Source organism: Peribacillus suis (assembly GCF_059384845.1).
Window position 1 is genome coordinate 3,948,847 of the sequence record NZ_CM182019.1, and the last position, 24,815, is coordinate 3,973,661.

Annotated in this window: 13 protein-coding genes and 1 pseudogene; 8 read left to right on the forward strand and 6 right to left on the reverse strand. The window is 36.6% G+C overall.

Features of this window, described 5'->3' with window-relative positions:
* Nucleotides 1-25 precede the first annotated feature (25 nt).
* Nucleotides 26-2,176 (reverse strand): PA14 domain-containing protein, encoded by a 2,151-nt coding sequence (locus AC503W_RS19395; RefSeq protein WP_494915504.1) that lies wholly within the window; start codon nucleotides 2,174-2,176, stop codon nucleotides 26-28.
* Between the two features lie 318 nt (nucleotides 2,177-2,494).
* On the opposite strand from AC503W_RS19395, the gene AC503W_RS19400 reads away from it, so the two are divergent.
* The 4 genes from AC503W_RS19400 to AC503W_RS19415 all read left to right on the forward strand — a co-directional run bounded on the left by AC503W_RS19400 (nucleotide 2,495) and on the right by AC503W_RS19415 (nucleotide 9,109).
* Entirely contained in the window at nucleotides 2,495-4,636 is a 2,142-nt protein-coding gene (locus tag AC503W_RS19400; protein WP_427685867.1) for a S8 family serine peptidase, read from the forward strand.
* Between the two features lie 186 nt (nucleotides 4,637-4,822).
* Nucleotides 4,823-6,094, forward strand: a complete 1,272-nt coding sequence (locus AC503W_RS19405) for a C40 family peptidase (RefSeq protein ID WP_427685869.1) — start codon at nucleotides 4,823-4,825, stop codon at nucleotides 6,092-6,094.
* A 102-nt stretch (nucleotides 6,095-6,196) separates the two neighbouring features.
* Nucleotides 6,197-7,981 (forward strand): M14 family zinc carboxypeptidase, encoded by a 1,785-nt coding sequence (locus AC503W_RS19410; protein WP_427685871.1) that lies wholly within the window; start codon nucleotides 6,197-6,199, stop codon nucleotides 7,979-7,981.
* A 201-nt stretch (nucleotides 7,982-8,182) separates the two neighbouring features.
* A complete protein-coding gene (locus tag AC503W_RS19415; protein ID WP_427685873.1) occupies nucleotides 8,183-9,109 on the forward strand; it encodes an LCP family glycopolymer transferase in 927 nt (308 codons plus the stop codon).
* A 1,221-nt stretch (nucleotides 9,110-10,330) separates the two neighbouring features.
* On the opposite strand, the gene AC503W_RS19420 is transcribed toward AC503W_RS19415, so the two are convergent.
* The 3 genes from AC503W_RS19420 to AC503W_RS19430 are packed head-to-tail and all read right to left on the reverse strand — an operon-like array spanning nucleotide 10,331 to nucleotide 16,545.
* Nucleotides 10,331-12,442: a DUF6270 domain-containing protein gene (locus tag AC503W_RS19420; RefSeq protein ID WP_427685875.1), complete on the reverse strand. Its 2,112-nt coding sequence runs from the start codon at nucleotides 12,440-12,442 to the stop codon at nucleotides 10,331-10,333.
* A gap of 25 nt (nucleotides 12,443-12,467) precedes the next feature.
* Entirely contained in the window at nucleotides 12,468-13,661 is a 1,194-nt protein-coding gene (locus AC503W_RS19425) for a glycosyltransferase family 4 protein (protein WP_427685877.1), read from the reverse strand.
* Nucleotides 13,662-13,677: 16 nt separating this feature from the next.
* Nucleotides 13,678-16,545: a CDP-glycerol glycerophosphotransferase family protein gene (locus AC503W_RS19430; RefSeq protein ID WP_427685879.1), complete on the reverse strand. Its 2,868-nt coding sequence runs from the start codon at nucleotides 16,543-16,545 to the stop codon at nucleotides 13,678-13,680.
* Between the two features lie 512 nt (nucleotides 16,546-17,057).
* Between AC503W_RS19430 and AC503W_RS19435 the strand changes: the two genes are divergently transcribed.
* The 4 genes and pseudogenes from AC503W_RS19435 (at nucleotide 17,058) to AC503W_RS19450 (ending at nucleotide 21,298) form a co-directional block, all read left to right on the forward strand.
* The gene (locus tag AC503W_RS19435) at nucleotides 17,058-18,602 is read left to right on the forward strand and encodes a right-handed parallel beta-helix repeat-containing protein (protein WP_427685880.1); all 1,545 of its coding nucleotides are present in this window, start codon (nucleotides 17,058-17,060) and stop codon (nucleotides 18,600-18,602) included.
* A 336-nt stretch (nucleotides 18,603-18,938) separates the two neighbouring features.
* On the forward strand, nucleotides 18,939-19,823 hold the full coding sequence (gene galU, locus AC503W_RS19440) for a UTP--glucose-1-phosphate uridylyltransferase GalU (RefSeq protein WP_427685882.1): 885 nt from the start codon (nucleotides 18,939-18,941) through the stop codon (nucleotides 19,821-19,823).
* A gap of 524 nt (nucleotides 19,824-20,347) precedes the next feature.
* Nucleotides 20,348-20,809, forward strand: a complete 462-nt coding sequence (locus tag AC503W_RS19445) for a hypothetical protein (RefSeq protein ID WP_427685884.1) — start codon at nucleotides 20,348-20,350, stop codon at nucleotides 20,807-20,809.
* A gap of 135 nt (nucleotides 20,810-20,944) precedes the next feature.
* A pseudogene (locus AC503W_RS19450) lies at nucleotides 20,945-21,298 on the forward strand (transposase).
* A gap of 88 nt (nucleotides 21,299-21,386) precedes the next feature.
* Here the strand turns inward: AC503W_RS19450 and AC503W_RS19455 are convergent.
* Both AC503W_RS19455 and secA2 read right to left on the reverse strand, forming a co-directional pair.
* Nucleotides 21,387-22,268 (reverse strand): accessory Sec system S-layer assembly protein, encoded by an 882-nt coding sequence (locus AC503W_RS19455; protein WP_427685885.1) that lies wholly within the window; start codon nucleotides 22,266-22,268, stop codon nucleotides 21,387-21,389.
* Nucleotides 22,268-24,652: an accessory Sec system translocase SecA2 gene (secA2, locus tag AC503W_RS19460; protein ID WP_427685887.1), complete on the reverse strand. Its 2,385-nt coding sequence runs from the start codon at nucleotides 24,650-24,652 to the stop codon at nucleotides 22,268-22,270. The genes AC503W_RS19455 and secA2 overlap by 1 nt, the downstream gene beginning before the upstream one ends.
* Between the last annotated feature and the right edge of the window lie 163 nt (nucleotides 24,653-24,815).

A 24,815-nucleotide genomic window follows, 5' to 3' on the forward strand; every position in this document is an offset into this window, starting at 1 on the left:
GGTACCGCCCGGGTACCTTTTTCGTTTATTTATAACTTGGAACATCATATAAGACCGTATAACTATTGAGTAGAGAATATAGCTTTGCGTAATTATCCGTTTGCTTAACCGCCCAGCCAATATCACTGGCATATTGATGGGTGGCATAGCCTTTCTCCACTAACTGATCTGGATTCCATCTCATTTTATAAAGCGTATCCTGACCAGCATAAATATAGTTTTCCGCCGCGAATTGCGCTCCTTCCACAATGGCCTTGCTTGGTGTTGTCCAGCCTTCATTGAATGCCCTTCTTGCACCGCACTCCAAAGCACAGCTATCATAGGCGCCAATTCCGTACATATTGTAGACCCTGGCTTCATAATCCTTCGCATCATCCGCCAATACAACAATCTCTTTTTCCTTATTGGCTGCATAAACGATGTTGCCTTTGCTATCCTTTTTCGTTTTCACTTTAATTCCCGTAGCCAGCCTTGAGGACCCTCTTCCCGTTTCAAGGTTAGCATGGGAGATGAGATAGATTTCGTTCACGCCATACTTGAATCCGGCCTCTAAAAATGAACTTGCTTGATTTTTCATGATCCCCTTATCTTGGAGGATTTTTTGATTGATTTCACTTTCATTCAGTGCAGAAAACATTGATAGTTTAGCAAATTGATAATAAGACGTATCTGATTTCGTAAAATTACTCGGATCCATATAATACTTCGTATCAGCTTGGGAAGCACTAACCCATCCCGTTGCTATCTTATAATATTTCTTCTTATCGATCGTTTTATTGTCTTGGATCGTCACCTTCGCGTTCTTCGATAACGAACCTAATTTCCTGGAGTCGATTGTAATGATGTTTACCTTTTCCTTCGTTGTCCCGCTCGTCTTCGTCGAGGCAAGTTTCACACTGCTTGCAGGAATGAATGCTTCATATTTTTTATCCGTTTGCGGGTTAGTCGACATTTGCTTCGACAAGGCCGAAGCAAAGGTCACATTATACCCCGTCTCAGCTGCCCTGGTTATATTCGTTTCCTCTTTTAAATCAACCTTAACTTTAGCAAACCCCGTATTGTCATAGTACTCCACTTTGATGACATGAATGCCTGCATCCAATTTCATCTCTATGTTAAAAGGATGTGTTCCATTTTTCCATTGATCTACTTTTTTCGTTCCATCTACATATACCCGTATCCCGTCATTAGCACCGCCTGATAAGATATACGTACCCGTGCTCGTCAGCTTTGTCCGTTTCTCGAATATCGCTGAAAAATGATTCGTCGGGATTCCAGTGGCTGGCTTTTTCGTGCCCCAATCATAATCCAATGTAGCGGCACTTTGATAGACCTTGTTCCCCGTCAAGTCCTGGTTACCATATAAGGTCACTGCCCATCTTTCTAACGGTGTAACCTTTTCCAATTCCTTAAGATCGACTTGTAATTGCGCACTGCCACTCTTATTATAGTATTCTACTTTTATCGTATGAGTCCCTTTTTTCAACGTAAGGTTCTTTTCGAAGTTGCGCGTGCCGTCCTTCCATTCGTTCACTTTCCTTACTCCATCCACATAAATGCGGATGCCATCATTCGCTTTCCCCATCAATACGTATTTCGTATTTTTTTTCACGACCACTTTCTTTTGATAGATGGCCGAGTATGTACCTTTTGCTATTTTACCGACGGGTACTTTTGAACCCCAAGAAAATTTCAGATTACTAGCCGTGGTACTTACTGGTGTTCCCGTGAAGTTAGAACTTGGAAAAAACAAGCCTGTCCATTTGTCTGTTGGAATGGTCTCCGGTACCTTTTCAACGTCGGAATTCAAGTAGGCACTGCCCTTTTGATCATAATATTGCACTTCCACCTTATGATTTCCTTTTGCCAACATAAGGTCCTTCTTAAATGAATGAGACCCCTCTTTCCAATAGTCTACTTTTTTCTTACCATTTACATAGACTCTGACACCATCATTCGCTTTTCCGGAGATACGGTATTTCGCGCCCTCTTTGACCGTAAGCGTTTTCGTCAACTTAGCGGAAAATTTATTGACCGGAATCTTTGCTGCCGGGGATTTAGTGCCCCAGGCAAAATTGATATCACTTACCGTCTTTTTGACGGCGGTTCCTTTGAAGTCAAGTTTCGGATAATACATTACGCTCCATTTACCACTGCTGGCCTCAGCAGTCGTCACTGGAAGTCCTCCACTTGAAAATAACACCAATCCTAAGGTAACTACGCCAACCATTAACCACTTCGTTTTGATAATTAACTCACCCCTAGTCCAATTTTATCGATATACTGTTAATAATATCGCATATATACATAAATTGTTAATAAAAATGAGTAATTTTAGCATAAAATAAGGTACTAACGACCTAGGTTAAATCACTCACAGACATTTTTAGAGGTGATTCGACATACTTCTTAAAAGGAAAATACTAGGTTACCCTTCAATCCATGATACTATTTAGATATGAATCTTCTAGAACAACTCAGGAGGAATATGTTAATGAAAAAATGCATTCCCATGCTCTTTATCCTTCTATTCTTTTCGACGGACTGGTCACATGCCTATGGCTCCGAAATGAATGCGAAGCCGAATGATAAACATTCCACGACAATCTATCAAACTGAACAACTAATCATTAAGTTCGATAAGGAGACTACCTATAACGTAAAAGAATCCATATTACAGAGCATTCAAGCAAAAGAACTCCAAACCGTCCAAGATGGAAACTTCACCCTCATTTCCCTCCATGAAGGAATGGATAGGCAAGAGGCTATCAGCTCTCTTAAAAAGTGGGATGAGGTAGAGGTGGTAGAGCCCAACTATAAAGTGAGGACGAGCTATATTCCTACAGATTCGGGTAACTCCAAACAATGGTACGCAAAGAAAATAAATATGGATACAGCGTGGGACCTCACCAAAGGATCGCCAGACATTAAAGTGGCCGTCATTGATGCTGGCATCCAAGCCACTCATCCTGAACTGAAAGACCACATCATCTATCCATTCAATGCTGTTACCGGGAGCCACAAAACGCTCCCTTCGAATGACCACGGTACCCATGTTGCCGGCATTATCGGTGCTTCCCTAAATGGAAAGGGAATCGCTGGAATCGCTCCCAACGTCAAGATTATTCCGGTCAACGTATTCAGTGAAAATGAGGCGGATATTTTCACGATTATCGATGGAATCGATTACGCGGTTAAATCAGGGGCCGATATCATCAATCTGAGCCTGACAATGGAAGATTATACAGAGGTATTGGATGACTCCATACAGAGCGCGTGGAAGAAAGGGATTCTCATCGTGGCTGCAGCCGGCAACGAGGACACAAAGACCGAACAGTATCCGGCTGCTTTAGATCATGTATTAGGCGTCAGCGCCACAACAAAACAAGATAAGAAAGCTGATTTCTCCAACTATGGTACATCTATCGATTTAGCTGCACCTGGTCTGGATATCTACTCCACTGTTCCTTGGAATTCCTATGATGTCATGAGCGGGACATCCATGGCTGCTCCAGTAGTCAGTGGCGTTTCTGCATTGGTTTTATCAAAGAACCCATTTCTCACTCCAACAGAAGTGATGGATATCTTACAAACATCCAGTAAGGACCTTGGAGTAATGGGCCGAGATGATTTCTATGGATATGGCCGTGTCGATGCCTATAACGCATTGACCCATACTCCGGCACCGTTATCAAAGCTGACGACATCCAGCCAAACACTGATCGAAGACGGAACGAATTCCCTTTCCCTTTCCCTTTCGTTCAAGGCAAAAAAGGGAACGAGTATATCCATTTTCATTCATGATGCCAACAATAAACCCATCCGGAAACTTGTGACGAATAAAAAGTCGGACGGGCAGGCCTTTTCAACGAAGTGGGACGGGAAATTGGATAATGGCTCCTATGCTCCTTCCGGGAAAGTGAAAGTCACTGTGAAGATTTCCAACAAGAAACATAGTGTTTCCAAAAGCACGTATGTCATGGTAAAAGAAGATGTAACACCTGAGCTTACTTTCAATCAGAAATCAATTAGTTATTCCCCACTTGGAGGCGATCAATTGGAAGTTCCTTTTCATCTGAACAAGGTTGCTGTATTAACATCAACTCTAGTGGATAGCACCGGTTTGAAAATAGATACCCTATCAAAATCCAAGACTTTCAAAGGTGGGAAGAACACACTTTTCTGGGATGGAAAAACTAATAGCAATAAGCAGGCGAAGGATGGGATTTATTCGCTCCAAGCTTCACTACTTGATACGGATAAACATAAAGGAAAAAAGAAGATACTTAAGGTAGTCGTGGATACTAAAGCCCCTAAAGCAACCATGAAAAATTCAAGCACAGTTTTAAAAGTGACTGGGGCTTCTACAATCACCACAACCATCACCAAGAATGAATCGGTTGCTTCTACTATTTCCATTATCAATTCAAAAGGTGACACTATAAAAAAACTAGAGGCGTTGCGGCATTATCAAAAAGGAAGTCATACAATTACCTGGGATGGAAAGATATCCAATAATGTCTATACAAAAGAAGGAACCTATCAGTTTAAAGGAAAGTTATCCGACACAGCTGGAAACACCCGCATATTAACAAGCACCCCTTTTAAAGTTGTCGACAAAAGAAAAGGAAAGTGAGTGAGACACAACTCCCTTGTTGAAAAAACACTCACAATATAGGAGAAAAAGACAGAGATCACAACTATTTTACAACACAATAAAACAGTTATTTTATACCATTTTATCCATGTAATATAAATGTAATATATTTTATTCCATTTAGTTTGTTAGAATAGGGAAAAAGATATGTAGAGGTGGAAATACGTGAAAAAGAGTATCGTTGCAATTTCGACATTAGCCGTCCTATCTTCGACTTTTGTTTCTCCGGCCCTTGCCAACTCATATACAGTAAAAAGCGGTGATACCTTAAGCAAAATCGCCCAAAAACACAAGACGACCGTAAAAGAGTTAAAACTACTTAATAACTTACAATCAGATATGTTAAAGATTAATCAAAAGATTATTACGTCTAAATCTCAAACAACAACAACTAAAACAAAAGCTACAACATCGTCAGTGTCTGTAGAAAAAACAAAAAACTCCACTTATACCATCGTTCCTGGGGATACGTTAACAAAAATCGCTAACAAACATAATCTTACACTCGCTGAGTTAAAAAACCTAAACAACCTGAAATCTGATATGATATATGCCGGTAATAAACTGATTGTTTCTAGCTCTAAAACAACCACCACCATTGATTTACCGAGCAGTGCCAAGCCAGCGAATATCTCAACACCTAAAGTCAATCTCACTTCGAATACATACATCATTGTAAAGGGCGACACTCTATCAAAAATCGCCAACAAGCATAATCTTACACTTGCTGAATTAAAAAAACTAAATAACCTGAAATCCGACTTGATATATGCCGGTAATAAGCTGATTGTTTCTAGCTCTAAAACGACCACCACCATTGATTTACCCAGCAGTGCCAAGCCAGCGAATATCTCAACACCTAAAGTCAATCTCACTTCGAATACATATATCGTTGTAAAGGGCGACACTCTATCAAAAATCGCTAAACAGTCAAACATATCAGTAGCTGAACTTAAATCATACAATTCCTTAACCTCCGACATCATTAGAATCGGTCAGAAATTATCCCTGGTTAAATCGGTAACTCCAGCTTCTACAGTGGGAACTCCTGAAAAAGTGACATACTCAAATAACAAAGTGAATACACTCATTTCTGAAGCAAAAAAGTTAATCGGCACCCCTTATTCCTGGGCAGGAGCATCCCCTTCTGGATTTGACTGCAGTGGATTCATTTACTACACATTTAAAAAAGCAGGCTATGAAATATCCAGACTTTCATCTTCCACCTATTATGATATGGGCAAAAAAGTGTCTTCGCCAAAAGCAGGCGACCTCGTTTTCTTTGCAACTGGATCAAGTAAATCCATCGTCAGTCACATGGGTATCTATTTAGGAAATGGACAATTCATCCATGCTTCTTCAAGCAATGGAATAGAAATTAACAATGTTTCAAACTCCTATTACAAAAGCAAACTTATAGGCTACAGAAGTTTATAGCCCCTTTTTGCCAGACTATAATTTAAATAGTCTGGTATTTTTATGATTTTTTGCATATTTTTATGATACTATAGGTAATATTAACCATAAAGGTGGCGTATCATGAACAAATTTCATATATTTCTACTGTATCTCCTCTTACTATTTGGGACTTTCGCATTTTCCGAAACTACTTACGCACAATCATCTATTGTTAACCCTAACAAAACCTACTCTTATGCCAACATGCAAAAAGATATTAAGAAACTAGAAAAGGTGTATCCTGGTCTCATCAAACAAGAAATCATCGGGAAATCCGAGTATGGCCGGAACATTTATGCAGTCTCTCTTGGAAAAGGAGAATCCACGGTCTTCATCAATGGGTCCCACCATGCCCGTGAGTGGATTACAACCAACCTTACTATGAATATGATAGATAAATATGCAGCAGCCTATAAAAGCAACACCGGCATCAACGGCTATAATGTCAAAAAGATCCTGAATGATACAACGATTTGGTTCGTGCCAATGGTCAACCCGGATGGAGTGACCTTACAGCAATCCGGCCTGAAAAGCTTTCCAGCCAAGGATCATGCAAGAATCCTTAAAATGAATGGTGGCAGCAATAACTTCAAACGCTGGAAAGCCAACGGAAAAGGCGTCGATTTAAACCGCCAATATAGTCCGAACTGGAAAAACCTTGGCGGTCCTAAGGTGCCCTACTATAAAAATTACAATGGACCAAAGGTGGCGGCCGCATCCGAAACGAAAGCCATCCTTTCCTTTATTGATAAAATCGATTCAGAAATCGCGATTTCCTACCATTCGAGTGGACAAATCATCTTCTGGAAGTATCAGCAAACGGGAAGTCGCTATACACAAGACGCCCATTATGCAAGCAAACTGAGTAAAATCACCGGCTATAGCCTGGTTAAATCAAAATCATTCGGTGGTGGCTTCAGTGACTGGTTCTCTACTTTAGAAAAGAAACCAGCCTTCACCATCGAGGTATCTCCTGCTGTTGGGGAAACACATGTCCCTCTTAGGAATTACGCCAAAATATGGAGTCAAAATGCAAGCATTGGTCTTTATACAGCACAAGAAGGATTCAAGCTTTACGATACTCGCAACAATGCAGCTAGCGATAAAGTGACCACGCAAATCAAAACATACAATAAGACAGCCGCTAGACTGAAAAACTATTACTCTACCGACATTACAAGCGAAAGTAAATTAAAAGTGTCCAGGGCACATCTGTCCCTATATAACAAGACGAATAAAGAAATTAAAAAACAAGAAAAGGCAATCGCCAAGCTTCCCGCTAAATATCGTACAAAGCCAAATGCAGCCTTAAAAACGACCAAATCATATCGTGATAACTCTCTGGCCTTTATGAAAGCTATTCAAGCTGGAGACGACCTTATTAAAACAAATAAGAAATTAAAGGATTACCTAACAGCAGGAAAACTAAATAGTGCAACATTTACTACCTATGATAAATTGGTCAAACAGACCATCACTACCGAAAATAAAATCAAAATAATGTTCAGTAAGAGTGTTCAAAAATTGGCCACACTCAAATATGTCACTCCTTCTAGAACCAACAAGAAAAATACAGACTATGATATAGCAAGATATGAATTATTATTGGATATGGAAGAACAAGTCGATAATAGACAATACGATGAAGTGAAAAAAAATATTACGAAATATAAAAAATTAAAGTCTACCCACTCCTACAAAAAACTAGAGACGATGTTCAAAAATCGGCTAAGAGCAATTGAAGATCAGCTTCATCTGCTAGAACCAGATGTCCCGACAGTACCTGAACAGCCTACGCCACTTGAAGACCCGGAAGTTCCGGCCCCAGATCCTGAAGTGCCAAAAGACGGCTCAGACGCTAAATAAGAATATCCACCAATCCCAGTGAGCGAAGGAATCTTTGTCATGTAGATTCCCTCGCTTTTTCTATTTGAAAAGGTAAATATGTACTGCATGTACAAAAAGAAACTATTCTTTTTTTAGTAAAAAAAAGGTATATTAGACATACCATCTAGGTATTTTTTCACACTTTTCCATTTAAGTGGAATGGCTCGAGGAGGAACGCAAATGAGATCAGAACGTAAAAAGAAGAAGAGAAAACATAAATCATTAAAAGTAGTGGGAGTCATCCTTCTTATTCTTTTCATTGGTGGAGGAGCTTATGCAACATCTATATATCAGTCCCTATTAGGAACCATAAATACTATGCAGGGTACCGAGCATAAAACAGATAAACGCGTCGAAGATATAACGTTTAAAAACAAGGATCCCTTTTCATTACTGATACTAGGAGTAGATGAAAGGAAGAATGATAGTGGGCGTTCAGACACGATGATTGTCATGACAGTAAACCCTAAAAAAGAATCGGTTCAATTGTTAAGCATCCCCCGGGATACGCGTACAGAAATTATCGGGAGAGGCACGACGGAAAAAATGAACCATGCTTATGCATACGGTGGGGTTACCATGTCTATCAATACGGTCGAAGCCTATTTAGATATACCAATAGATTATTACGTAAAAATGAATATGAAAGGCTTCCAGGACATTGTTAACGCTGTTGGCGGCATCACAGTCAATAATGATATGAATCTCAACTATAAAAATTACAGCTTTGCAAAAGGAACAATTGATTTAGATGGTAAAGAAGCTTTGATATATTCCCGCATTAGAAAAGAAGATCCTCGCGGTGATTTCGGTCGACAAATGAGACAGCGACAAGTGATACAAGCGGTCATTAAAGAAGGCGCAAGCTTGTCCACTTTGACCAACTATGATGATATCCTTAAAGCCATCGGGAAAAATGTAGAAACTAATTTAACATTCAATGAAATGTTAAGCATTCAGAAAAACTACAAGTCTTCCCTCAATAATATTGAACAATTTACACTTGCAGGAGAGAACCAACGAGTTGATGGACTTTGGTATAACATTGTATCCGATGAAACAAAAACCGAAGCACAATATCGTTTGAAGATGCATCTTGGCATATAAGGAAATGAGGGAGCCGCTCCCTCATTTTCCAAACAACAAGCTCAGGTAAGACTTCCCCTAATTTAATCAAACGTTTGATTAAATCATTAAGGCCTTCAATCATTCTTTATTTGGATTCTATAGGATAGTAACGGCTAATAATCGACATTCTATAGGCATCCTCCTAATCCAAAGTATGTAGTGGTAGTTCTTTTCTTCTTAGTACCCTCCCTTCTCGCTTTAGACATGAAGAAATATGGACAAATTAAAGGTGTCTATCTAATTCCTGAAACGGAAGAAGAATTCACTTTAATTCCTTTTGAATTAACTCTGCCACATACCGGTAAAGGAGATAACTAGCTATTACCCTTGAAATCCTTGGAGGTTAAAGGAGTTCAAGCCCAAAAAACGGCAACCTAAAAACCCCTAAGTATTCTTAATTCATAACTGTTGAACCTTTATGATCGATTCCATAAAAGGGGCTCTCTTATAACCTTAAAATAAAAACAGGTGAAGAAAAAAGATTCGTTTTTCTTTACCTGTTTTTTTATTTTTATAATAATTTACTGAAAGTAGCTGACGCAAGCCAGCTATCTTCAGTAAATTATGTGCCATGGCTACGATGCCAAACTCCGTTTGGACTTTCGCTAAGCCACGAAGCGAAAAGGGAAGGACCTATTGCCCTTGATATGACCAAAAACACTCTCTACCTCGATTTTTCGTCAAGCCTAAATTTGTTCATTCAATTCAGACCAAAGGTTCACTTTTATTTTCGCTTTTAGTTCTTCATAAACTGGATTAACATGCACTAGGAGATTTCCTGCCGCCTTTGTACATTGCAATTTTAATGGTCAATCCGTACAATCCTCACATTCATAAATTTTAAAGTCACGTGTGAATCCATTTTTATCCGTACGGGTCGAGGGAAATGATTTATATTACATAGCAAGGTTTAAAGATGGAGGGAAAATGCGAATTAGAAAGCCCCCTTCTGGGATTTCTCTTATATTGTAAACGGTGAAAAATATTGAATACTATTAGCTGGTTTGACTGATTAATATTATCAATAATTTTATTCAAGTTAGAACGTTAGAATATTTTTCATGACGAACTATAGAACGTTTACCCCGTATCCAGAAAAATCAAATAGCCTGAGTCCTTATGATTCTATGACTCAGGCTGAACAAATTATTGCTCTTTTAACCCATTGAAGGGGCTCACTCAACAAAGACGATAGCTATATTACACCAACAGTTCCTTTCCTTGTTGGTGTCTCTCAATTTGTAGATCTTTCATTACAAGCTTATTCAATCTATTCATGAACTCTTTGTAATAACCTGACTGATAGTGGGAGAACGTATTCCCGAATGGATGATCATGTTGTCCTATATACTTTGTATCTTTTAAGCTAATTACCTTACAGCCCGGAATACATTGTAAGAACCAAGAATTAAGCTTATCCCAGAAATAATTGTTTCTTTGTATGATATTCTCCCGTGGGTACTTCTTGATGAATCCATCTGCATCAACATATTTGGAAGTGAAGCCTCCAACGTTAAGGATGATTCGATCTTCAGGAAGGTACTCCTTAATCCTTTTCGCAAATTGAAGCATGGCTTCCTTCCATAAGTCAAAGTAGGCTTCATTATTGTCATGTGTAACGACTTCATAATTCATGAATTCCTTAAAGTACTTGCTTTGTCTTAAAGCAAGACTTGCACTAACGTATGTGTCATCATTTATTTTAATTAGGTCTCGTGCAGCATCCGCATATAAATCGATGATCAAGTAATCCGGATTCATTTCGCTTACCTGATCAAAGAAGTTCTTCTCAAAGTCATTTTGAATAAAGTACTTGTTGTAAGCTGTTACATCATTCATCTTATCAATATCTATTTCCCTAGGGGAAGAAACCATGCTAACAATAGATGAATGGAATTGTGTCAACACGCAACTGTAATTCTTCTTATAACCTGGATTAAAATAACTTGTCGAATTGAAAGGATTTCGACTAAAACATGAGCCTAATACCGCAACTTTCACTGCATCATGTTGATGTTTATTAGAGTCTATGAAATAGAATGAGAAATGACCTTGTCCGTTTACATAAGGTTTAAACTTAAAGGATGGATTCGTACTCATGATTTCGTACGAATATTTCTCTTTTTTTAGTTTTTCAGAAGGATTTACAATTACATCCGTGATTCTACCATCCAACGTAGTTAAACGTACAAACATATCCCATACATCTCCATGACGAATCACTTCTTCGTTTAGAAGCTCTGACATTGATAATTCTGCTTGAAAAAGACCGTTTAATAATGGGATTTCAATTGCTTTTTCTATATAATATATATTTTCTTTCCCAACCGTATACCGCTTTTTGAAAACTATATACGATTCGAATTCATTAAAATTCCAGATATCATATTCATGAGAATAAATTGTCCCGGTAAGCTGTAGACTATTATTTTCAAATTTGAGCTGTGAAAGGTTTACTTTTAATTCGTTTTTTCTTATAAATAGGGAAATGGAATTCTTACCAGTAACATATGGCTTAACTCTATATAAATCATTATGTGCAAACTTAAAATAATTGAAATTAAAAAGTCCTTTATTTCCGCTTGAGCATATCAAAGGAGACTCAACTATTAACCCATCTTTACTTCTCACTTCGATAAATAGGTCCCATATAATATTCTTATTCAAGTTATAGTTCTCAAATATATCATTAATATTTAGAGAGAAATTTAATGTGCTTACTTCTGAAAGAGATTCAAACACCATAGATTCGTAATACTCGAAAAGCCGTTCTTGCTCTCTTTTTTTAATCTTTAATAGAATGGAATAGCAGTTCCAATCCTTATAATTCGAAATGGCTGAATTGCTCAACTGAACTGATAAATTAAAGACACCCTCATCAAAAGTGGCATGACCAATAGTTGCTGTTATTTCATTTTTTAATATATATATTGATATGCCGTTTTCCCCAGTAATGTATGGTTTTACTTTAAACAGCTTATTATCTAAGCTTACATAGTCACTTCTGTCTAAAGTTAATGAAGTATTTGCTTCCAGCTTGAAATAACTATCCCCAGCCAACAAAAAAAAGTCCCAAATCATTCCGTTATCTAGGGAAATTCCTTGTAGTAAATCATTCATATCTTTATGAAAATTAAATTCACTACCGTTAATCATGAGCGGAAATGTATATTCTTCTGGATATTCTAATCCATGTTCTATTTCTCTTCTTCTAATACAAAGGAAATAGTTATCTTCTAATGTAGCTCCTGCTTTACCATACAGGGATAATACCCCATTGCTGTATCCCAAATTAGTTATTAACACACTCATATTATCCTCCTTAAGAATACTTTGTTTAAACTAACGAATTTACTGGTTGATTATTCTTTTGGTATGGATTTTCGTTGATTGTCTCTTCCCATATTTTGCCAATATTTTCTATTTCATATCGCTTAACATTCTCAATAGCATTTTTCGCAAAATATTTCCTTTTCTCTGCGTTATCCATTAGCTCCATTAAGGACTCTGCAAATTTCTCAACATTTCCATCTTCTACAAGAATCCCATCTTCATTTTGAGTTATGATTTCACTCGGTCCCTTCGGACAATCAAAGCTCACTACTGGCACACCACATTGCATAGCCTCTACTATGACCATTCCAAACCCTTCAAACCTAGAGCTTAATGCATAAATAGAAGCTTTAGACAGTTCTATATCAATATGCTGGGTTGATCCCATTAATATTACATGATTATAAAGTTTATACTTTGTAATTAGATCTAAAAGATTGTTTTTCTCACGGCCATCTCCAAAAATTTTCAGCTTCCAATCTGGATATTTTTGATTTACTATTTTGAATGCCTCAATTAATAAATCGAATCCTTTTTGTGGCACTAAACGACCAGCTGCAATGATAGTCTTGGAATTCAAAGGAGATATCACACCTTGCAAATTTGGAATAGAGTTGGTGATTTTCTTTACTTTCACCTTTCTACCTTTTAGAAGTTGTGTGTAATCCATGGTATCCTCATCTGTTAATGTGGCCAAATAATCTAGATTACCATAATGTTTCAAAATAGATTTCTTCATTTTTTCAGGATAGATGGAGAAATTTAAATGCTCTTGTCCAATAATACGAACATCTTTATTCGCATATTTACTAGCAAAGATGTTGAAGCTTGGTCTTGTGGTGACTAAAATCCCTGAATTAATCGTTTTTATAAAGTTATACAACTTTATATCTGTCAGTAACGAAAAGAAATGATACCCCTCGTCATCAGAATGAATAAGTCTGCTTTTCATTTCACCTAACTTATTAGCTGTTTTTGTTTTCAAACTTGTATCATCTTTTCTTCTACTTGCTATATCGTGAAGGACAATAATTTTGATTCTGGGATCAATTTCAAAAAAGGGTACTTTACGAAATCGAAAGACACTAATGATTTCTACATCATAACCAGATTGAGCTAAATAGTTCGTCACATTTAGAACAGTCCGTACTGTGCCACCCATTCCATAAATATCAAACATTAAGAATCGAATTTTCACATCGATCTCTCCAATTCTATTCATTTTTAAATAAAGCTTCTACCGTTCTTTTAGAGGCTTTTCCGTCTTCTAAATGGCAGAATTTATCTCTGAAACTTTTGTATCTCTGATTATATAATGTCTCTAATTTGTTAACATTTTTAATTGCATGAAATAGCTGCTGTTCATTAAGGACAATCGGTCCTGGAGCTTCTGTCTGAAAGTCCATATAGAAACCACGGACCTGAGAACCGTAACGTGATAAATCATAGGTGAAGAAAATGATTGGTCTGTTTAAGTTTACAAAATCGAACATGACAGATGAATAATCTGTAATTAACAAGTCAGAAATTAAGTACAATTCTTGAATATCATCATAACTTGAAACATTGTAGATAATGTCTTCAAATTCTTCAATTTTAATACGTGTGGCATCCCGGTAATGTAAACGAAGCAGTAATACATATTCTTCTCCAAACTGTTCTTTGAAATTATTTAGGTTGAATTTAAATTCATATGGCTTATGTTGATTTCCGTTATGAAAATCATAGTCTCTCCATGTGGGAGCATACAGAATAACCTTTTTGCTTTTTGGAATATTAAGCATCTCTTTAATTTGCTCTTCTTTCCCTTCAAGGTTTGGCTTATAGAAAATATCATTACGAGGGTATCCAACATCTAACATCTGCTTTTCAAATTTGAACGCTCTCTTTAATATGGTAGAAGTGTACTCATTTGGTCCTATTAGATAATCCCACCTTGCATTTCGTCTACATATCTGAGGGGATGTGTTTTCTGCATATGATGGAGAGTTAGGGTCGATATCAAATCCGAGCTTTTTCAATGGTGTACCATGCCAAGTCTGTAGATGTACTGTCTCTTCTCTTTTTTCATAAAAGTCAGGGAAGTTTCCATTATTTACGAAATATTTAGAAGTAGCCATATAATAATAATATTTGAGGGAATGAGGTCGTACTAGAATTGGATTTCCAGGCACTTCTTGTTTAAGATTATTTAAGACCCATATAGGTTTTATATTACGTTTTTGCTCAAGCATTTCTTCGTAGATGGCTTTCGGACTACAAGAATAGCTTTTCCCATGAAAACTTTGGAAGACGACATTCTTCTTTTTAATAGGAAGAAATTTATTACAAGCCTTATAAAAGCGAAGTCCCCATTTAGTCAGAAGTTCTTTATACTTACTAGATTGTCTTAAATGATCCTCTAAGGTTACGATTACCTTAGTTGGGTCAATATTCATGGTAAATGGGATAATACCTAATTCGTGAAATATTTCACACTGAATTAAGTCAAAGTTTATATCCTTGAGCAAGGAATCGCTTAATTCTTTATGTCCTTGGTTAACTAAATCTACGGTTGCCCTAAATTGGAACTCAAGATTAGTTTTTCCCGTCTTTTCCGTTTGCCATGTAGTGGGTAAATTATATACTTTACCAAATTTACCTTTAATCATAAGTCTACCTGTAGTAACTGTAGGGAAGTAGAGATTAGGTGGTTGAATATTTAGCTTTCCAACTATAGAAAGAACCCCTTTTTCTATTGCAACTTTTTCAATGGACTTTACGGCAATAGGGTCTCTAGAAAATATAGAAACTTCTTCATGGAGGGTATAATAGGGCTTTATATCTAATATTTTTCCTTCTTTATTAGAAAACATCTGTTGTGGTATTGACACTAACTTTTGTTTATTCATAATGCCGTCCAAACGGGTCACTAAACGATACATTTGGCCTTCTATCAAAAGGTATAAGTCCCAAACTCCGGCTGTGAAAATACCCTTTTCTAAAAGTTCTTTTACTTTGAATGTATGAGTAAAACAAGATTGATAGATTTCAACAGCGAAATGGTATTCTTTATCAGACTGACGCTCCTTCACAACAATATTGGTGTTATTATAGGAAAATCTCTTTGCCTTATCACGTGAAATGACACTGCCTAACAAGATGATTTCTCCATTTTCAGAATATATTGCGTCAACTTCAGCCTGTAAGTTTTCTTTAGTCACTAATAAAGCAATTCTTTGAGAATTTTCATCTATATTAATATAAATATTCTTAATCCCGTCAGAAGACTGAAAAACGGCTGTTTTATTGAAATCTATGGCCGGTGAAATCAAAATCGGTAGAATCATCTCTTGATTTTTAAAGGTCATTTTAATATGGAGTTCTGTTGATTTTTCATCTAATAACTCATAAGAATTTTTGGAGAAGTCAAGATGGATATCGAACCCCGTCCAATCATACTTATTGTCTGTTCGTCCGAAAAATGTTGAAACATCCTGACGCACCACATTATAAATATCCATATTAATTTCATTATTCCCTGAACGAAGAATAAGCTGCTTCCGTACATCTTCAGACTTCTCTACACTCCAAGAGGGGACTAAAAAATATCCATTTAACATTAAACTTCCGTTTTCTTCAAGGACAATGTTTTCTATCTTAAGGATAGCTTTACTTTCCTCACATTTAAAAGATAAATTCCCCTTGATGGTAGAGTAAGGAACTAACGAAATATTTGAGTTTGTTAAATAAAAAGGGGGTAATTCAATGGATTCTGTAAGTTTATTTTTGACTCGAAATTTACTTACTCTTCCTTCTTTTTCATTTTGTAGATATGCATCCCAGATTCCCATTGTAAGGTAGTTAATATAATTATCTATAGAAATATCTATACTTAAAATATTAGTTTCTCCGTACTCATTTACTGGAAATTTCAAAATTTGTTGAGATGATCTCTCAATTAATGTGAAAAAATTTGTTCCTTCTTTTACTATTTCGTCTGTTTTCAATATGATGTTTAATATTTCACCTTGGTACTTGATATCAAACAAAGAACACTCTGACTGTTCCTTTGGAAGCCATAATAATTCTAAAACCTTCATGTTGCACCTCTCAATCAAAAAATATAATGAGTTTTTAACTCACAAGGTTCTGTTGTTTGTGAAAAAAATTTAAATGTTCACGTAGTATGAGTATAAAAATATTAAAAATAGTCTCTAAACTTATAAGTTTTGATAAAATTCGTAAGAGACTCATATGCTGGGAATATATTAAAAGGGTTGCTTTTTTCATAAGCCAATATCCAATTGTATAATGTTATCTTGAAATAATCTTATATAATATTCATATATTTTTTACAATAACCTAATATTTTGAACAAAATTGAGTATATCATACCAACAAGTTACAAACCATAAGGATTTTTTGTTTGTAGTTGCGTAAAGATGGATAATAGTTGAAGATATAATGGAGAACCATATATCTCCGTTTATTACATTATTCATAAAAACTTAATTAATGGCTTGGTCTCTATTCGTAATAAAAATAGTTAAAAAATAAGTGTTATAGCTGATAAGTAACTATCAAACTACAAACAGAAGGAAATATATTACATATGAAAAAAACACAAAGTGTAATAACCAAACAAATAAAAGTAACGGTTATCATCATCTTTTTTATTTTGGCCTTTTCTATAATTCTCGAAGGAATAAAATCTTTGAAAGATAATGAGTCTAATTCTGTCTTCAATGTACAAGAATTGGGTGCAAAAGGGGATCGTATTAATAACGATACGAAAGTAATTCAAGAAACCTTAGACTTGGCTAAGACAAGTAAAACGCCGATTAAGGTTTTCATTCCTAAAGGAACATATAAACTTACAAATACGTTGCGTATATATAAAAATACTCATTTAGTTCTAGAAAATAGTGCTGTGCTATTGCGTAGTCATGACAATACAATTATGGTCAATGGTGATGCTGGGGCTATGTACACGGATTATAATGGACATGGCAATATTACAATAGAGGGTGGGATCTGGGATGGCAATATCACAAACTACCCAGACCCGTTCAATGCTATTGGAATTGCAAGAGGCAAAAATATTACCATAAGAAATATAGAAGTTAGAGATATAGCCAGTGATCATGCAATTGATATAAACGCTTCCGAAAATGTTGTAATAGAAAATAGCGAATTTTTGGGATTTAAGGATACAACCCCTGACCACTCCCGCTTTTATTCAGAAGCTATCCAAGTTTCTGAGCACACTAAATTAGGTTTTAGTCAATATGGAGAGTATGATGGAACACCTTCCAAAAATGTCACAATTCGCAACTGTTACTTTGGTGCTAGTGGAACTGAGGGGACATCTGCTTGGCCAGTAGGAATTGGAAACCATGGTTCTGTCCACAACAAATTCAGCACGGATATTAAGATACACGATAACATATTTAAAGGAATGACCTTCGTAGCGATTCGTAACTTTAAATGGAAAGATACTTCCATCGAAAACAATACCTTTTTAGATGGTAACAGAGGGATAGCTCTTTCTAACCCTAATGGAAAAGGGGAATCTTCGAAAACATCAAATGGTATTCAAACTGGACTACCACAATCAGGTAGTCATACGTTGATATCGAAAAACATATTTGAAAATACTCGTAGAGAGAATATATATGGTGAGGGTTGGCCTAGCCATTCAAATATTGCAAAAATAGAGTTCGTTATTATATCTGATAACGTCTTTAATCATCAACTTGGTGGTAATCAAAGGCCTAACATTTATCTTAAGTGGGTAGATGATGTATATATTTCAAACAATAGGATCTCCAATTCCTATCTCGGAATATATTTGGGGTTTGCTAGTAATGTAACGATTAATGAAAATACGTTGGAAAATATTGCAACCGACGGATTATTAGTAGACGAACCTGATAAAAACTATCAACATAAAGGATATACAAATAATATTGAAGTAACGCAAAATAATCTCTCGAATTTTGGTAGAATGGGGCTATTAGTTCAATACACAAAAGGATTTACTATCAAAGAGAATAAAATTACAACTAGCCCTGAGAAAAATAGTATTTATGTGGATGATTTATCCATTAATGGTGAAATTTCCAAGAATACGATTATTACAGATGTGAATCAATAATATATAATAGTAAATGTCACGTAAGTAAGAAGAAGGGAAAAATGCATTTTTCTCGAAAGGTCTCAATAATTCAAATTACTTTGAGACTGTAGCCTATATATGAATGGATAACATACCTGTTTCCAGCAAAAAGATATATAAAATTAAAGGATCTTATGTTAATGTTAAAAAATTACAAAAATGCAACTTGATTATAACATGAAAATTACTTATTATAGCATAGTAGGTCAAATAGACTAATAAATAGATATCTAATAAAAAACTCATTAATTCATGTATTTTTTATTAGATTTTTGTTGTGTCCATAGATAAATAAAATAATCGGGGGAGTTAAATTTGAAAAAAGTAAAAAAAGCAATAATTCCAGCAGCAGGATTAGGTACTAGATTTTTACCAGCTACGAAAGCTATGCCGAAGGAAATGTTACCCATTGTAGATAAACCAACAATTCAATACATTATTGAAGAAGCAGTGGCCTCAGGAATCGAAGATATTATAATTGTTACGGGTAAAGGGAAACGCGCAATAGAAGACCACTTTGATAATGCTCCAGAACTTGAACGGAACTTACTAGAAAAAGGGAAATTAGACCTTCTAGATAAAGTACGTTATCCTTCGGATCTTGCGAATATTCACTATATACGACAAAAAGAGCCAAAAGGATTAGGTCATGCTGTTTGGTGTGCACGTAACTTCATTGGAGACGAACCATTTGCCGTGCTTTTAGGTGATGATATTGTTCAAAGTGATACTCCATGTGTAAGTCAATTGATTAATCAATATGAGCAAACAGGCTCTTCCATTATAGGAGTACAAAAAGTACCAAACAATGAAACACATCGATATGGGGTTATTGATCCTTCTACTATAGAAGGTAGACGTTATCAAGTGAGTAATTTTGTTGAAAAGCCAAAGCAAGGGACTGCACCATCTAATTTAGCAATAATGGGACGTTATGTCTTAACACCTGAAATATTTGAGTTCTTGGAAAACCAAGAAACAGGTGCCGGTGGGGAAATACAATTGACAGACGCTATTCAAAGTTTGAATGAGATCCAAAGGGTCTACGCCTATAATTTCGAAGGAAATAGGTTTGATGTCGGTGAGAAATTAGGGTTTGTAAAAACTACAATTGAGTTTGCATTGCAACACGATGAGTTGCGTAGTGACGTTCTTAAAATTATGGGAGAATTGCTTAAGAAAGAAATGATTCATAATTAATTGTTTCGAAAGCAGCTTAATCACCCCAAGTTTTATACTTCTATTTTAAAACAAAAAAGAGTAGGCAAAGTCGATTCTCGTCGGGTGTGTCTCTCTTTTTTTGCCAATGCAAGATTTTTATGTTTACACGAAAGTGATATATGGATGATAAATGTGCTCGTGACTGTCACAAACAGAAAACAACCTTTCCTGATAATAAGAGATTATGAGCGTTTTATGATGTGAAACGAGAAAACCCTTTTAAGATTAGCCGTGATAGCATGTGCAAACATACTCTTAAAAGGGTTTTATGATATTAACAAACAAAAATATTTTGAAAATATTGTAGATCAATATCTTGGTCATCTGTATATGTAATCCCCTTGGGGCTAACAGCCTTAACATTAGTATTCTGTAAAAGTCTTTTTGCTCATTGTGATGTATCTCCAATCCTATCTTTTCTTTATACAAATAAAAGCACCCTACAGAGAGACTTTTTTAAAGTATTTACTCTATAGGGTACATTTTAAATAGAAAAAGCATTAGTGAAGAAAGTTGAAAAAGAAACCAATGACATCCAGCTTGAAGAAGATGTCCAGGTACGAAAAGAAAAGCGACGGGAACTCAGTCCTGTTAAATTGAAATTAGTGCGCGAAGACTTAGGTCCACGATTGGTGAAATACAAACAACAAAACGCTCTATTTGGCGATCGAAATAGTTACTCGAAAACCGATACGGATGCGGCATTCATACGAATGAAAGATGATCATATGAATAACAGACAACTAAAACCTGGTTATAATATTCAATGGCAACGGAAAATCAATTCATTCTTTTTTATACGATACATCAATGCCCAACTGATACGCGTCGTTTCAAGACACATTTTTAGAGGCACTGAAGAATACATCGCTACCATTCCCGAAAAAACATCATCGCAGACCGGCTATGGCAGTGAAGAAAACTATCTCTACTCTTTGGAAGAATTCCTTACAATACTTTTTTAACGAAACAAAAACGGAGCTATAAAAAAGATATTCGTCATGCGAATAACTGGGCATATTATGAACAAAAGGATGAATACACCTGCCCAAATAACCGTAAGGTTTTATTTAAGCGTTACTCGACCCGTACGGATAAAAATGGGTTTACACCGTGACTTTAAAATTTATGAATGTGAGGATTGTAAGGATTGTCCATTAAAATTGCAATGTACAAAGGCGGCAGGAAATCGCCAAGTGCATGTTAATCCAGTTTATGAAGAACTAAAAGCGAAAGCAAAAGTGAACCTTTGGTCTGAATCGAATGCACAAATTTACGCTTGACGAAAAATCGGGGTAGAGAGTGTTTTTGGTCATATCAAGGGCAATAGGTCGTTCCGTCGCTTTTCGCTTCGTGGCTTAGCGAAAGTCCAAACGGAGTTTGGCATCGTAGCCATGGCACATAATTTACCGAAGATAGCTGGCTTGCGTCAGACTTTCAGTAAATTATTATAAAAATAGAAAAACAGGTGAAGAAAAACGATTCTTTTTTCTTCACCTGTTTTTATTTTAGGGACTTATTAGATAGCCCCTTTTCAGGATCTTATATAGAACTAAGCGGATATACTTTCCAACGTGACAAATCAGGGTTTTTCTTTTTCACGAGTTCTCCTGGAAAAATAAATGTCCAGGGCTTACTTGTATTTGATTTCACTTCAAAGTTATCAAGGGAAAAACCACCTTGGCAAACTTGATCTCCATCCGCATCCTCGACAATCAATGGCAGTTTTTCAATCTTAATTTGCTTATCACTACCATTCCGAATTAAAACCGTCACGGCTAATTGATCATTCTCCTTGAACGTGGCTTCTAGTCCCATGAAGTTCACTTCGCCTTGGTTAAGCTTGGGTAACCCGGCAACAAGTTGTTGCAGATTCTGCTGTTGAGCATCCGAAAGCTGCTCTCTCCATGTTGGTGCCAAATCCAATGTATGTTCTTGAGGAGCCTGATTTTTCAGTTCAAAAGCTATCTTCCAGCCGTTATCCAGAATGGGGGCTAAGGTATCCTCTTCTTCAAATAAGAAGCTCCATGGCATACAGGAAACAGCAGGGATTTCACCCATCTCCGATAAATCAAATGACTTCTTCGCCAGAGCCTGCCCGTTTTCATCCAATAATAATAAATCCACTACTTCAAAGCGGATCGCTTTATCTAATGTATTACGGATGAAGGCCATAACCACTACTTCCTCTTCAAACCTTGATAATTTAACTCCTGAAATGGAAATTTGATTTGGTTTTAATGATGGCAATTGTTGATGGTGGAACTGGTAAACATATTTTTCTTGCTTGGATAAATTAGAGTCTTCATGAAAAACCAAGGTAGTATAGATTGCATCTTCTGCATTTGAGACAGACTCTTCCGCTGTTGCTGTTTCGATTTTGACTTTTTCTTTTGCTTTTCCACTTTTACTAAACAGACCCATTATTCATCTTCCCCCTTCTCATCAAGTTCTTCTTGATCCCTTTGGCTTTTTACATACTCCATAAAATGGACACTGATGCCTGACTCGATTTGACTTATAAGTTGTTCGAACTGTATTAGTGCTTCTTTTTCGAATAACATATAAGGGTCTTGTTGACCATACCCACTTAACCCTATGCCCTCCTTCACTCTATTCATTTCGTCTAAATGACTCATCCAGTTCGTATCAATTTGTTTCAACATATAGGCACGTAACCGGCTTCCCCACTCAGCATCCTCTTGTAAAGTCAATAACATAGTTTCCATTTCTTTGAATGCAGACAGTGCCTTTGCTTCTACTTCAGAACGGGTAAGACCTTGCAAATCGTCCTCTTTCCAATCCAACGATAAGTAGACAAGGGACAGCTCTTCAATGAAAGCCTTCGAATTCGGTTCTTCCATATATTCAGGGTAATACTTCGCCACGCGCTTACGGATGTAACTTTCGATATATTCAAGGAGAATCGTAAACATTTGATCCGTTTCCATATCCAGAATCCGATCTCTCATCGAATAGATAATTTTACTTTGCTCATTTAATGCATGTTCCAATTTCAACAAATGATTACGGCTAGACTGATGTGTTTGCTCAATCGTCTCCTGAACCATTTTCACAAATTTTTCTGGAGCAGGACTTATGACCAAACCGGTTTCATCTGTTTTAACTTTCTTTACGTACCGCTCAATTTCTTCTTCCTCATAGTAGACAAACAAATCGTCCTCTAAAGAAATGATAAATTGTGTAGAGCCCGGGTCACCTTGCCGACCCGAACGACCACGTAGCTGCATATCAATACGATTGCTTTCATGCCGCTCCGTACCGATAATATGAAGCCCGCCCAATTCCTTAACATCTTCATCCAGCAAAATGTCGGTACCTCTTCCAGCCATGTTCGTCGCTAACATCACTTGACCCTTTTGTCCGGCCTTGGCGATGATTTCCGCCTCGCCTTTTTCCGTCTTCGCATTCAGGATCTGATGTTGGATTTTTTCTTTCTTCAAGTGAATGGATAACGTTTCCGATTGCTCAATGGAAGTCGTCCCAATCAAAATTGGCCTTCCTTCTTTATGAATACGTGTTACTTCTGAAATGATTTTTTTGATTTTACTTACTTCATCTTTAAAGATTAAATCTGGTTTATCCTGTCGTTGAATGGGTCTATTTGTTGGAATTTCAATAACAGGCAGATGATAGGTTTCCCAAAACTCCTTTTTTGAAGGCATGGCACTTCCCGTCATCCCTGAAAGCGAATGATATAAACGAAAATAATTTTGGATGGTAATTGTAGCCTGTGTTTCATTCTCTTCAGAAATCTCCAAGCCTTCTTTTGCTTCAATGGCCTGATGGAGACCTTCACTAAAACTTCGGCCTTCCATCACCCTGCCAGTAAATTTATCAATCAAGGATATCTGTCCATCCTTGACGATATAATCGACGTCCAATTTCATAATGGCATGTGCTTTAAGCGCTTGCGTCACATTATGCAGTAGCTCTTGATGATCTATATCATATAAGTTATTTACTCCGAATGCCTTTTCAATCTTGGATGCGCCTTGATCTGTTAAAAAGGTAGCCCTTGTTTCGTTAGCCACCTCAAAATCCTCATCCTCTTTAAACGACTTCATAATCTGAGCAGTAATATGAAACAGCTCAGTTCCATCACTTGATTTACTTGCAATGATTAACGGGGTCCTTGCTTCATCAACCAGGATGCTGTCAATCTCATCGACAATGGCAAATCGATGACCTTTTTGCACTTTCTCTTCTTTTCGAAAAACCATATTATCCCGAAGGTAGTCGAAACCGAATTCTGTACCCGTCCCATAGGTAATGTCCGCAGCATAGGCCTCCTGTTTTTCAGAAGGAGACATTTGTGAAATATTCAAGCCGACTGTCAGACCCAAAAATTCATGCACCTGCCCCATCAAATCCTTATCCCGGCTGGCGAGATACTCATTTGCCGTGATAATATGGACGCCTTTACCTTCCAAGGCATGTAAATAACTCGGCAAGGTTGCAACAAGAGTTTTCCCTTCCCCCGTATTCATTTGAGCGATTGCACCCTCATTCAAGACAAACCCACCTACGAGCTGAACATCATAGTGCCGTAGACCCAATACACGTTTCGATGCTTCCCGCACTACGGCAAAAGCCTCAGCTTGAAGATCCATTAACGTTTTACCAGAAGCTAGCAAACTTCTAAACGTATCTTTCATACCTCTTAATTCATGATCCGTATATTTTTCAAACTTTCCCTCTAGTTGGTTCACATTATCTACAAGCTTATAAATTCGCTTTAAGTCTTTAGAACTCTCATTAAATATCTTTTTCATACCAGTTAACACAGGGTTTTCTCTCCTATAAAATCAATTGAATGCACTATAGAAATTATATCATATATAGTTATATACTGGAGTTTTAGCAAAGATTACCTTTATGAAATAATTAATAGAATTAAAGGTTGAATTATCACTTTTTTATGCATAAATTGACTTTTGTAACAGAAAC

Bases quoted from the DNA above. Each gene is read 5' to 3' on its own strand.
- AC503W_RS19400 (WP_427685867.1), top strand. From the start codon at position 2,495: ATGAAAAAATGCATTCCCATGCTCTTTATCCTTCTATTCTTTTCGACG.
- AC503W_RS19410 (WP_427685871.1), top strand. From the start codon at position 6,197: ATGAACAAATTTCATATATTTCTACTGTATCTCCTCTTACTATTTGGG.
- AC503W_RS19415 (WP_427685873.1), top strand. From the start codon at position 8,183: ATGAGATCAGAACGTAAAAAGAAGAAGAGAAAACATAAATCATTAAAA.
- AC503W_RS19420 (WP_427685875.1), bottom strand. From the start codon at position 12,442: ATGAGTGTGTTAATAACTAATTTGGGATACAGCAATGGGGTATTATCC.
- AC503W_RS19430 (WP_427685879.1), bottom strand. From the start codon at position 16,545: ATGAAGGTTTTAGAATTATTATGGCTTCCAAAGGAACAGTCAGAGTGT.
- AC503W_RS19435 (WP_427685880.1), top strand. From the start codon at position 17,058: ATGAAAAAAACACAAAGTGTAATAACCAAACAAATAAAAGTAACGGTT.
- AC503W_RS19455 (WP_427685885.1), bottom strand. From the start codon at position 22,268: ATGGGTCTGTTTAGTAAAAGTGGAAAAGCAAAAGAAAAAGTCAAAATC.